A 12,270-nucleotide genomic window follows, 5' to 3' on the forward strand; every position below is an offset into this window, starting at 1 on the left:
TAATTCTCACATTTAGGACAAAGAACTCGTTTCATGTTTCAAAAGGGGATTTATTTTGCCAGTAACCAGGCATTCTTATAAGTTTCGTTTTTTCTAAGCTCCAATAGTTGTTTGGTAGCTTCTTCGCGATTTCCGAATGAACGGATGCTGACACGTACTTTGCCATCGCTGTTCAAGGCTTTCGCTTCGGCAAATCCTTTTGCCTTTAATTGTTCTGCCATTGCTTCAGCATCTTTCAGACCGATTCCTCCTGCTACGATAATGTGAAAGGGATGATTGGCCTGTGGCTGAACTGCGGGTGCAACCGGAGTTGTCACTGCGGTCGTAGTCGGTATTGTTGCTGTCGGTGTGGCCGGTGTTGTTTCCTGCTTGGCAACCTTGACTTCTTTGACAGCGATAGGTCTTGAAGTTCTGGCTTTATCAGCGGTAACTTTCTTCGTCTGACCAGTCGCATTCTTTTGATTATGCTTTGTCTCTACAGAAACAGGAGTGACTGCAACCGATTGTTTTTCTATTTGCTCAAAAAGCTCGGCAGGCAGCAACTGGGCATAATTGTTCTTCTCGACATACGTATTTTCTACAGGAGTAGAGAATGCGAAGAACATAACGATAACGGCAATCATTGCCGCAGCATTACGAAGAAGGGTACGGCTGATGCTGATTTCATACGTTTTCTTTTCTTTCGTCAGACTGGCAGGTACCAGTATTCTTTCTTTTCGCTGCAACGCAGAGAGCTCACGCATCTCAAAAGAATCCAGTCCATATAATGAAGGAGTCGTTATCTTATGATCATAAGGAGTGAATTCGTAGTTCCCGTAAATGTTATAACGGATTTCACCCACGTTTTCCAGATCGGCTTTACCTTCTTCATGAAGAATCTCGACGAAGGCGTTCACTTCTTTCTCCACCATACGGGTAGCATCGGCAAAACTGGTGTCGTGCGCAGACATATAGGACTGTACCAACACGCCGTCATTCAGTTTAAGCTGAGAATTGAAACCGATGATACGGGTAGGAGGTAAAAAAGATTTTCTTCTTTTACATAGGTTGCGGGAGCGTAGTGTGCTACGAATCCGCCAAAATTAGGAACGATTACGCAATCGTTCTCTAACAACAGAGCCTCTATGTGTTGTGCTAATTCAATCATAGTGCAAAATTAAGAGATTAATTGAATATATCCCAGAAAACTTCGAAAAAATCACTACTTTTGCATCGTTTTACTTATTACTACTAACGATGAACTATATACAGACAGAAATAGATGGGGTGTGGCTGATAGAACCCAATGTTTATTCTGATGAACGGGGCTACTTTATGGAAGCCTTTAAGAAAGAGGAGTTTGAAGCGAAGATCGGTCCGGTCGACTTTGTGCAGGATAATGAATCGAAATCGTCCTTTGGCGTATTGCGGGGATTGCACTATCAGAAGGGTGAATACAGCCAGGCAAAGTTAGTTCGCGTTCTGAAAGGAAAGGTGCTGGATGTTGCTGTCGATTTGCGCCGGTCGTCACCGACTTTTGGAAAACATGTCAGCGCATTGCTCAGTGAAGAAAATAAAAGGCAGTTTTTTATTCCCCGTGGTTTTGCTCATGGCTTTGTGGTGTTGAGCGAAGAAGCTGTGTTCATGTATAAGGTAGACAATAAATATGCTCCGCAAGCAGAAGCGTCTATAGTATATAATGATGAAACGTTAGGCATCGACTGGATGCTTGGGGAGTCGCAGATGCTTTTGTCGCCCAAGGATAAAGAGGGCATGGCTTTCAGAGATGCTGTATATTTTGAATAAACTCTAACAAACGATAGATATGAAAATAGCGATTGTCGGAACCGGTTATGTTGGTTTGGTAACTGGAACATGTTTTGCTGAAATTGGCGTAAATGTAACTTGTGTAGATACGAATAGCGAGAAAATAGAATCTTTGCAGAAAGGAGTGATTCCGATCTATGAGAATGGATTGGAAGAAATGGTACTTCGCAATGTCAAGGCAAAAAGACTGAAATTCACGACTTCGCTTGAGAGTTGCCTGGACGATGTTGAGGTTATATTTAGTGCTGTCGGTACGCCTCCGGACGAAGATGGCAGTGCTGATTTGAGTTATGTGCTGGAAGTTGCCCGCACCATCGGTCGTAATATGAATCAATATAAATTGGTAGTGACGAAGAGCACGGTTCCTGTAGGTACTGCGCGCAGAGTTCGTGCCGCTATACAGGAAGAACTGGATAAAAGAGGAGTGAACATTGAGTTTGATGTGGCTTCCAATCCGGAATTTCTGAAAGAGGGCAATGCTATCAGTGACTTTATGAGTCCGGACCGTGTAGTGGTAGGAGTGGAGTCTGTTCGTGCGGAGAAACTGATGTCGAAACTCTATAAGCCGTTTTTATTGAATAACTTCCGTGTTATTTTCATGGATATCCCATCGGCTGAAATGACGAAATATGCGGCTAACTCTATGTTGGCAACCCGTATCAGCTTTATGAATGACATCGCGAACTTGTGTGAACTGGTAGGTGCCGACGTAAATATGGTACGTAGCGGTATCGGTTCTGATACTCGTATCGGACGCAAGTTCCTATACCCAGGTATCGGATATGGTGGCTCTTGTTTTCCTAAAGATGTGAAGCATTGATCAAGACTGCCGAGCAAAACGGGTATACTATGCGTGTACTTCGTGCGGTGGAAGATGTGAATGAGGCGCAGAAAGGAGTCTTGTTTGAAAAACTGATGAAGCAGTTTAATGGTGATTTGAGAGGTAAGACCATCGCCTTGTGGGGATTGGCTTTTAAACCGGAAACGGATGATATGCGTGAGGCTCCGGGATTGGTATTGATCGATAAACTTCTGAAAGCAGGTTGTCAGATACGCGCATACGATCCGGCTGCAATGAATGAGTGTAAACGTCGTATCGGTGATGTTATTTATTACGCCCGCGATATGTATGATGCGGTACTTGATGCTGATGTCCTGATGTTAATTACCGAATGGAAAGAATTCCGTCTGCCTTCATGGGCTGTCATCAAAAAGACTATGAATCAGCAAATTGTGCTGGATGGACGCAATATCTATGATAAAAAAGAAATGGAAGAGCTCGGATTTATTTATTCATGCATTGGTAAATAAGATAATTAGAGTATCTTTATACACAAAATTTAGACAAATGACGAAATATGTAGCGATATCGTTAGTAGCGATCTTGCTCGCAGCATGTAACAGCAGTAAGAATCCGCACTCTTCCTCCGGACAAGAGGAGGATTTGAGTGCGAAAGAACTGCTGCAAGGAATCTGGCTGGATGATGAGACTGAGAGCCCGTTGATGCGTATAGAAGGGGATACCATCTATTATGCAGATTCGCAGAGCGCTCCTATTACATTCAAAATCATACGGGATACTCTTTATACTTATGGCAATGATACTACCTATTATAAGATAGATAAGCAGGGGGAGCATATTTTCTGGTTTCATTCGATTGCAGATAATATGATCAGATTGCATAAATCTGAAGATCCTAATGATTCGTTATCTTTTGTCGGTCAGGAAATGATTATTCCCACCTATACGGAAGTAACGAAGCGCGATAGTATTGTGAACTATAATGGTAGCCGCTATCGTGCTTATGTGTATATCAATCCATCCAAAATGAGGGTGATCAAGACGATATATACTGAAGACGGTATTAGTATGGATAATGTGTACTACGATAATGTGATGCACATTTGTGTGTATGAAGGCAAGAAGAGCCTGTTTGCCAGTGATATTACCAAGCAGATGTTTGAAAGTGTGGTTCCTGCGGATTTCCTGGTGCAGGCAATTTTATCTGATACTAAATTTGTAAAGGTAGACCGGAATGGTTTCCATTATCAGGCTGTTTTATCCATTCCGGAAAGTTCTATTTACAGTATAACAAATTTGACTGTCAGCTTTAGCGGCAAGTTGACTATTACTCCGACGAAATAGCCAAATGTTTTTTAGTTTCTTGCAGGAGAAGAGGGGCGGTTATTGCCTTTTTTTTCCATTGTTGTTATTCCTTTTTCCTCCGAAGCTTCTTCTTTTAGAACTGTCACCTCTCTTATTGTTGTAAGAGCGGGGCTTGTATTCCGGTGCTTCTCCTAATTCGGCGGGAACGGGAATTTTATATATTTCTTTTTCAAGAAAGTTCTCGATGGATTTGAAGTTGCTCTGTTCTTTCTCGCTGATAAAGGTGAGTGCTACTCCGTCATTGTTGGCACGTGCTGTACGTCCGATACGGTGCACATAATCCTCGCTGTCATGGGGGACATCAAAGTTGATAACCAATCGGATGTCGTCAATATCGATACCACGGGCAACGATATCCGTAGCAACCAGAATATTGATTCTTCCGGCTTTAAATTCGTGCATGACCACTTCACGTTGTGCCTGTTCAAGATCCGAATGCATTTCTCCTACATTTAGTTTCATCATTTTCAGAGCCTTTGTTACTTCTTTAACCTTGATTTTGGAGGAAGCGAAAATAATCACACGTTCGGGTACTTCGTCAGTAAAAAGGCTGCGTATGATACCTAGCTTCTGATTCTCGTAACATACATAAGCTGCCTGGATGATTTTATCTGCCGGTCTTGAAACGGCAAGTTTGATTTCCGCCGGATTATTCAGAATTGTTTTTGCCAGTTGCTGTATTTTGGCAGGCATAGTTGCCGAGAACATGATTGTCTGTCGTTCTTTCGGCAAATATTTCACGATTTGCATGATATCTTCGTAGAATCCCATATCAAGCATACGGTCTGCTTCGTCCAGTATAAAATAAGAAACCTTGGAAAGGTCTACGTATCCAAGGCTTAAATGGGCTATCAGCCGTCCGGGAGTAGCTATTACTACATCTGCACCTAACGTAAGTCCCTTCTTCTGTTGTTCGAAAAGGATTCCGTCATTTCCACCGTATACGGCAACACTCGATGCGGGCATAAAATAGGAGAAGCCTTCCATTTGCTGGTCGATTTGCTGCGCCAATTCCCGGGTAGGGGACATAATGACACAGTTAATGGCATCTTCGGGATGTCCTCCTTCGGATAACTTATTCAGGATAGGCAGCAGGAATGCTGCTGTTTTACCAGTGCCCGTTTGTGCAACTGCTATCAAATCTTTACCTTCTAGTATGATTGGAATTGCTTGTTCCTGTATAGGCGTGCACTCGTCAAATCGCATGGCGTCAAGCGCATCAAGCACATTTGCATTTAGTTTTAGTTCGGAAAACTTCATTACTTCTTTTTATTTGCCGACAAAGATAAAATAATTTTTGGTCTCAATTACATATTCAAATAAGAATCTTTGAATCCCAGGAAATAGAGCACTCCGTCAAGCCCGATGGTATTGATGGATTGTTTGGCATTTGCCACTACTTTGGGCTTTGCGTGGAAGGCGATTCCCAGTCCGGCGATTCCCAGCATAGGAAGGTCGTTGGCACCGTCTCCAACGGCTATCCGTCTGAGCAATATCAACCTTCTCTACCTGAGCGATCAGACGGAGGAGTTCGGCTTTTCGTTTGCCGTCTACTACGTCTCCCAGATAGCGTCCGGTTAATTTGCCGTCTACAATTTCCAATTCGTTCGCATATACGTAATCTATGCCGTATTTCTTTTGCAGATACTGACCGAAATAGGTGAATCCTCCGGAAAGAATAGCAATTTTGTATCCATATTTTTTCAGTACATACATCAGGCGGTCTACTCCTTCCGTAATAGGAAGGCTTTCTGCTATTTCCTGCATGACTGATTCATCCAGTCCTTTTAACAAGGCTACACGACGTGTGAAGCTTTCTGTAAAGTCTATTTCTCCACGCATGGCGCTTTCTGTAATGGCCTTTACTTCATCACCTACACCTGCACGGATAGCCAGCTCGTCGATTACCTCAGTTTCGATCAAGGTCGAATCCATATCGAAACAGATCAGACGACGCATACGGCGGTACATATTATCTTGCTGGAAAGAAAAGTCCATCTCCTGTTCGCTAGCCAGCTGCATCAGTCGCTCCTGCATGGCGATACGGTCTTTCGGGGTACCGCGTACGGAGAACTCGATACAGGCACGGGTACGGGTATCCGTTTTGTCCTCATCCAAAGGGATACGCCCCGTCAGACGTTTGATGGCATCAATGTTTAAGTCTTGTTCTGCTAGTACGCGGGTAGCGGCAGAGATCTGGCGAGCGGACAGTTTGCGGCCCAATACCGTTAGTATATAGCGGTTTTTCCCCTGCATACCTACCCAGTTCTCATACTGATCGGTTCCTATCGGTTCGAAACGAATGGTTACTCCCAATGAAGATGCCTTAAACAGCAGCTCCTTCATAATGAATCCGGAATGCCTTTCTTCGCTTCTGAAAAGGATGCCTAATGACAAAGTATTATGGATGTCCGCCTGTCCGATATCAAGGATAGTAGCGTCATACTTGGCAAGTATTTCAGTTACGGAAGCGGTAAGTCCCGGGCGATCTTCGCCGGTAACTCGAATCAGAATCAATTCAGTATTTGATGGTTGCATAAAAAAATAGACTTTAACGCTGCAAAAGTAGGGAAAAAAGTTCGTTTTTATGCTAAATAACATAAAAAGTTATACCCCAAAAGTAAGAAAATGGCTTGTTTTTTGGAAGTTAATTTAATAATTACTACCTTTGCACCCGGTTTCAAAAATAAAGGCACTGATAATCAGCGGATTCCTCTTCGCCTGATGCCTGAAAAGACAACGTTTCGGGAAGAAACCACTGTTTAAGGACAGTCCCGGATAGTATTAACTAAAACCGCATTACATGAATTCTTATGTAAAATGGATTTTTGTTGTATTACTGATTTGTTCCTTGACCGCTTTCGTTGAGAAAGACAAACCTACCGGAGGTTTGAGTGAGGGTGACGTAGCCCCTGATTTTAAAATCGAATCTGCGTCGAATGGGCAACCGGCTTTTAAGTTGGGTAATTTGAAAGGTAAATATGTGTTGCTTAGTTTTTGGGCAAGTTATGACGCGCAATCCCGGATGCAAAACGTAAGTTTGAGCAATGTGCTTCGTTCTTCCCGTAATGTGGAAATGGTTTCTGTTTCGTTTGACGAATACCAGTCAATCTTTAAGGAAACTGTTCGTAAGGACCAAATAGTTACGCCCACTTGTTTCGTGGAAACAGAAGGCGAGGACTCCGGATTATTTAAAAAGTACCGTTTGAATCGGGGGTTCACAAACTATTTATTGGATGGAAATGGTGTGATTATAGCCAAAAACATCTCTGCTGCAGATCTTTCTGCTTATGTAAGTGAGATTGGTTGACAATCTCGAAAAGAGTAAGGAGAAAGAGGGATTTTCCGGATCACCGTTTGGTGATTAAAATGGAGAATAGACAAAAGAGGAAATGGATACAACAAAAAAGTTCCGCCTGTACTTGCTTTCGGCAAGAATAGGCGGAACTTCTATTTTAGATCTCCTTGATCTAAGTTTTATGTTCCTTATTTAGGTGCTTTCTGATACAGATAGAATGCGATGCCTGCATAGAGGATATTGGGAATCCAGACTGCAATCGCAGGAGGCACGTTACCGTTTATGGCAAAGGTAGAAGTGATTGTCTGGAACAGGATATAAGAGAAGCTAAGCCCTAATCCAATACCCAGATGAAGTCCCATACCACCCTTCGTTTTTCGTGATGAAAGAGAAACCCCGATGATTGTCAGAATAAACGAAGCAAATGACATTGCAATTCGTTTGTGGTACTCAATTTCAAACTCTTTGATATTGGCAAATCCCCGTCGTTTCTGCTTTTCGATATATTCGCTCAGTTCCGGACTGGTCAGCATCTCCTGTTGATTCTTCATGATCAGGAAGTCCGATGGGTCCATATTTATAATAGAGTCGATCCGGTCTCCTTTGGTGATCTTTTCTTTTAGTCCGTCCAGTTCACGTACCATATAGTCGTGAATGGTCCATTTATTGACCGTTGTTGTATCGTAAGTGATACGGCGTGCCGTTAAGTGGGAGACAAGTTTCTTGTCGACAAACTTATCCAATGAAAAGCGGTTGCCGGTTTTCATTCCGTCATTGTAATTATCGATATAGGCTATGACACCACTGTCCACTTCCAACTGCACGTTTCGGACCGAGTTGACTTTCTTGGGTTTGATGTATTTATCTTCAAAGTTCAGACGGGTAACACTACCTTTGGGAATGATGAACGAACTCATCATGAATGTTGCCGCAGCAATGATGGCGGCAGAGATCATATAGGGGCGCATCATTCTTTTGAAACTCATACCGGTGGAGAACATGGCAATGATCTCAGAGTTCTCCGCCAGTTTGGAGGTAAAGAAGATAACGGCGATGAATACGAACAGCGGACTGAACAGATTGGAGAAGTAGGGGATGAAGTTCATGTAGTATTCAAAGATGATCTTGTCCCAAGGGGCTTCATGCTCCATCAGCTTGTCCATCTTCTCGTTGAAGTCGAATACCACCGCAATTGAGATAATCAATGCAATGGCAAATACGTATGTCCCCAAGAATTTCTTGATGATATACCAATCCAGCCGTTTTATTAATCGATTGCTTTTCATTCTTTATAATCTTGTTGACACTCTTTTTACCATCATCGGCTTCCAGGTAGAGAAATCTCCGGCAATGATATGTTTCCGGGCTTCACCTACCAGCCACAGGTAAAATGCCAGATTGTGTATAGAAGCAATTTGCATTGCCAGTAGTTCTTGTGCGTGGAAAAGGTGACGCAAGTACGCTTTGCTGTATAGCGTGTCTACAGCAGAAGCACCGTCTGCCTCGATGGGAGAGAAGTCTGTTTCCCATTTCTTGTTTCGCATATTGATGATACCGTCTTTGGTAAACAGCATGCCATTTCGTCCGTTTCGGGTAGGCATAACACAGTCGAACATATCGACTCCGCGTTCAATGCCTTCAAGGATATTTACGGGGGTACCGACTCCCATCAGATAGCGGGGCTTGTCTTTGGGAAGAATCTCGTTGACAACCTCTATCATCTCGTACATCTTATCTACCGGTTCGCCTACGGCCAGTCCGCCGATTGCATTTCCATCCGCTCCTTTGGAGGCGACGAATTCAGCGGATTGCTTACGCAAATCCTGATAAACACATCCTTGCACGATGGGGAAGAGAGACTGGTTGTAGCCGTATTTCGGTTCAGTTTCGTTAAAACGCTGAATACAACGATCAAGCCATCTGTGTGTCAGCCCTAATGACTTTTTGGCATATGCATAATCTGAATCTCCCGGAGGACATTCGTCAAAAGCCATCATGATATCAGCGCCAATGGTACGTTCTATATCCATCACCTTTTCCGGGGTAAAGATATGTTTGCTGCCATCAATGTGCGAGCGGAATTCGGCTCCTTCTTCCCGAAGTTTTCGTATTCCTGCTAATGAGAATACCTGAAAACCACCGCTATCGGTCAGCATAGGGCGATCAAAACCATTGAAGCGATGTAGTCCGCCTGCCTTTTCAATTACGTCTAGTCCCGGACGCAAGTATAAATGATAGGTGTTGCCCAGAATAATCTGTGCCTGGATATCTTCTTTCAGTTCTGTTACATGTACTCCTTTAACAGTGCCCAGTGTTCCCACAGGCATGAAGATAGGTGTTTGTATCTGCCCGTGGTCTGTTGTTATCAGACCTGCACGGGCATTACTTTTAGTGTCTGTATATTGTAACTCAAATGTCATTCCTGGCTGGGTTTCTTTACAGATAAATCAATGGCATCCGCAACTTTTTCGTCTGTCAGCGCAATTGCGAATACTTCTTTTATGTCGTTTACATAGTGGAATTGCAGTCCTTTTAAATATATGTCCTGAATTTCATCTATGTTCTTTTTATTTTCGGCACTCATGATGATTTCTTTGATTCCGGCACGTTTGGCGGCAAGAATCTTCTCTTTGATACCACCGACAGGAAGCACTTTGCCACGGAGAGTGATTTCTCCCGTCATGGCAAGGTTTGCTTTTACCTTTCTTTGGGTGAGAGCAGAAGCTAAAGAAGTAGCCATAGTAATACCTGCCGACGGTCCATCTTTCGGAATAGCACCTTCGGGGACATGGATATGTATATTCCAGTTGTCAAAGATGTCTTCATTCAGATCGAGGATGGAAGCATGTGCTTTGATGTATTCGAGTGCCAGCATAGCTGATTCTTTCATTACATCTCCCAAATTACCTGTTAGTGTAAGACGCGCACCTTTACCACGGCTCAGACTCGTTTCTACAAAGAGTATTTCACCGCCGACGGCAGTCCATGCCAGTCCGGTGACTACGCCTGCATAGTCATTTCCCTGATATTTGTCACGAGTATACTCCGGTGCTCCCAGGAATTCATACAAATCAGTCGGTTTAATTTCTGATTTGGCGAAATAACCGTCTGTTGCATATTGACGGGCAGATTTGCGGAGAATCTTGCCGATTTTCTTTTCCAGTTCACGGACGCCGCTTTCACGGGTATATGATTCGATAATCGCTTCCAAAGTATCTTTCGGAATCTTGATATCCGTCTTTTTAAGTCCGTTTGCTTCCAGTTCTTTCGGCAACAGGTGCTTACGGGCAATTTCAACTTTTTCTTCCGTGATGTATCCGCTGACTTCAATCAGCTCCATACGGTCGAGCAACGGGCCGGGGATCGTATTCAGATTATTGGCGGTTGCAATGAACAGTACTTTGGAAAGGTCATAATCTACATCCAGGAAGTTGTCATGGAAAGAGGTATTCTGTTCCGGATCAAGTACTTCCAGCAAAGCTGATGACGGATCGCCCTGACGGTCGGCACTGACTTTGTCGATCTCATCCAGTATAAATACAGGGTTAGAGGCTCCTGCCTTAATCAGGCTCTTGATGATTCGTCCGGGCATAGCGCCAATATAAGTTTTGCGGTGACCACGAATTTCTGCTTCATCGTGCACACCGCCCAAAGACATACGGACATATTTTCGTTTCAGTGCCGATGCGATGGATTTTCCGAGGGATGTTTTACCAACTCCCGGAGGGCCGTACAAACAGATAATAGGTGATTTCATATCGCCTTTCAGTTTTAATACGGCAAGGTGTTCCAAAATACGTTCTTTTACTTTTTCCAGTCCGTAGTGGTCTTTATTCAACGTCTTTTCTGCATTTTTCAAATTCAGATTGTCTGTTGTATAAACTCCCCAAGGCAGGTTGAGCATTGTTTGCAGATAGTTGAGCTGTACGCTGAAGTCCGGTGATTGCGGATGTGTACGTTCCAGTTTCGCCAGTTCCTTCAGGAAAGTATCTCTTACTTCTGCATTCCAGTGCATTTTAACTGCTTTCAGGCGCATTTCTTCAATTTCCTGCTCCTGACCGCTGCCACCCAGTTCATCCTGGATCGTTTTGATCTGTTGCTGGAGGAAGTATTCACGCTGTTGCTGATCGATATCCTCACGGGCACGCATTTGGATGGATGCCTTGATTTCTGCCAGCTGTACTTCGCGATTCAAGATTTCCAATAGATGATAAGTACGCTCTCTTAATGAGTTGATACTTAATAAATCCATCTTCTCATCTTTCTTGAATGGCAGGTTGGCACAAATGAAATTAATGAGGAACATCGGATTACTGATGTTTTTTATAGCAAATGACGAGTCCTGATGCATTTCTGATGATTTGATATAACGCATCGTCAAGTCCTTGCATGTTTCAACCAGGGCTTGAAACTCTTTATCGTCTTTGTTTGGGACATCTTCTTCCAAAAGTTCGATCTCGCCCTTCAGATAAGGGTGTGTATCTACAATATCTTTCAGACGCAGACGTTTCATTCCCTGAAGGATGACTGTTGTTGTCTGGTCAGGCATTTCCAGTACCCGTACAATTCGTCCGACAGTGCCGACATTGTGCAAATCTTCCAGTTTGGGGTCTTCCGTGTGTGCCGATCTCTGGCAAATCACTGCAATATCTTTGTGTTTCTTTTCAGCTTCGCGAACCAGCTTTAATGAAGCCTTTCTGCCTACTGTAATAGGTAAAAATACTCCGGGAAACAACACCATATTACGAAGGGGGAGAACCGGAAGAATATCACCGGATTTTATATTCACATCAAACACATGTTCGTCATTGCCATCATAGTCGGTAATCAGTGAGAAGCCGTTCTCACCAACTTCTCCTTCCAATAAGTATCTTTCTTTCATCTTTTCGTTTTAATTTAGTTTATGTCATACATAATATGCATAAATCGTTTGCAAAGTTAATTGATTCTCTTTAATAATAAAGCACAGTGTGGAATAAAAACACAAAAACAATGCCAA

7 protein-coding genes and 3 pseudogenes are annotated in these 12,270 nt (G+C 43.2%); 4 read left to right on the forward strand and 6 right to left on the reverse strand.

The annotated features are described in order from the left end of the window. Positions 1-50: 50 nt before the first annotated feature. Positions 51-1,147: pseudogene (locus tag HMPREF9007_RS13400) on the reverse strand (SPOR domain-containing protein). Positions 1,148-1,236: 89 nt separating this feature from the next. Between HMPREF9007_RS13400 and rfbC the strand changes: the two are divergent. The 3 genes and pseudogenes from rfbC (at position 1,237) to HMPREF9007_RS13385 (ending at position 3,952) form a co-directional block, all read left to right on the forward strand. Then, positions 1,237-1,785, forward strand: coding sequence for a dTDP-4-dehydrorhamnose 3,5-epimerase (rfbC, locus tag HMPREF9007_RS13395; RefSeq protein ID WP_008761514.1), 549 nt, complete (start codon positions 1,237-1,239; stop codon positions 1,783-1,785). 19 nt (positions 1,786-1,804) lie between these two features. Continuing rightward, a pseudogene (locus HMPREF9007_RS13390) lies at positions 1,805-3,117 on the forward strand (UDP-glucose/GDP-mannose dehydrogenase family protein). A 37-nt stretch (positions 3,118-3,154) separates the two neighbouring features. Continuing rightward, positions 3,155-3,952 (forward strand): DUF4738 domain-containing protein, encoded by a 798-nt coding sequence (locus HMPREF9007_RS13385; protein WP_008761515.1) that lies wholly within the window; start codon positions 3,155-3,157, stop codon positions 3,950-3,952. Positions 3,953-3,991: 39 nt separating this feature from the next. Here the strand turns inward: HMPREF9007_RS13385 and HMPREF9007_RS13380 are convergent, their stop codons facing one another. Beyond that, the gene (locus HMPREF9007_RS13380; protein ID WP_008761516.1) at positions 3,992-5,233 is read right to left on the reverse strand and encodes a DEAD/DEAH box helicase; all 1,242 of its coding nucleotides are present in this window, start codon (positions 5,231-5,233) and stop codon (positions 3,992-3,994) included. A 47-nt stretch (positions 5,234-5,280) separates the two neighbouring features. Then, positions 5,281-6,511 (reverse strand): annotated as a pseudogene (gene serB / locus HMPREF9007_RS13375) (phosphoserine phosphatase SerB). Between the two features lie 265 nt (positions 6,512-6,776). On the opposite strand from serB, the gene HMPREF9007_RS13370 reads away from it, so the two are divergent. Next, the gene (locus HMPREF9007_RS13370; RefSeq protein WP_008761517.1) at positions 6,777-7,283 is read left to right on the forward strand and encodes a thioredoxin family protein; all 507 of its coding nucleotides are present in this window, start codon (positions 6,777-6,779) and stop codon (positions 7,281-7,283) included. A gap of 176 nt (positions 7,284-7,459) precedes the next feature. Here HMPREF9007_RS13370 and HMPREF9007_RS13365 read toward each other — a convergent pair whose 3' ends face one another. Genes HMPREF9007_RS13365 through lon form a run of 3 tightly spaced genes read right to left on the reverse strand, consistent with a single transcriptional unit; the run spans position 7,460 to position 12,153 of the window. After that, complete coding sequence (locus HMPREF9007_RS13365) at positions 7,460-8,557, reverse strand: LptF/LptG family permease (protein ID WP_008761518.1); 1,098 nt, start codon at positions 8,555-8,557, stop codon at positions 7,460-7,462. Positions 8,558-8,560: 3 nt separating this feature from the next. Continuing rightward, a complete protein-coding gene (gene tgt / locus HMPREF9007_RS13360) occupies positions 8,561-9,691 on the reverse strand; it encodes a tRNA guanosine(34) transglycosylase Tgt (RefSeq protein WP_008761519.1) in 1,131 nt (376 codons plus the stop codon). Further along, on the reverse strand, positions 9,688-12,153 hold the full coding sequence (gene lon, locus HMPREF9007_RS13355) for an endopeptidase La (protein ID WP_008761520.1): 2,466 nt from the start codon (positions 12,151-12,153) through the stop codon (positions 9,688-9,690). Before lon ends, tgt begins: the two co-directional genes overlap by 4 nt. Positions 12,154-12,270 lie beyond the last annotated feature (117 nt).

Source organism: Bacteroides sp. 1_1_14, from assembly GCF_000162515.1.
Taxonomy (GTDB): Bacteria; Bacteroidota; Bacteroidia; order Bacteroidales; family Bacteroidaceae; genus Bacteroides; species Bacteroides thetaiotaomicron.

Coding starts and splice junctions, on each gene's coding strand:
- rfbC (WP_008761514.1), top strand. CDS start 1,237: ATGAACTATATACAGACAGAAATAGATGGGGTGTGGCTGATAGAACCC.
- HMPREF9007_RS13385 (WP_008761515.1), top strand. CDS start 3,155: ATGACGAAATATGTAGCGATATCGTTAGTAGCGATCTTGCTCGCAGCA.
- HMPREF9007_RS13380 (WP_008761516.1), bottom strand. CDS start 5,233: ATGAAGTTTTCCGAACTAAAACTAAATGCAAATGTGCTTGATGCGCTT.
- HMPREF9007_RS13370 (WP_008761517.1), top strand. CDS start 6,777: ATGAATTCTTATGTAAAATGGATTTTTGTTGTATTACTGATTTGTTCC.
- HMPREF9007_RS13365 (WP_008761518.1), bottom strand. CDS start 8,557: ATGAAAAGCAATCGATTAATAAAACGGCTGGATTGGTATATCATCAAG.
- tgt (WP_008761519.1), bottom strand. CDS start 9,691: ATGACATTTGAGTTACAATATACAGACACTAAAAGTAATGCCCGTGCA.
- lon (WP_008761520.1), bottom strand. CDS start 12,153: ATGAAAGAAAGATACTTATTGGAAGGAGAAGTTGGTGAGAACGGCTTC.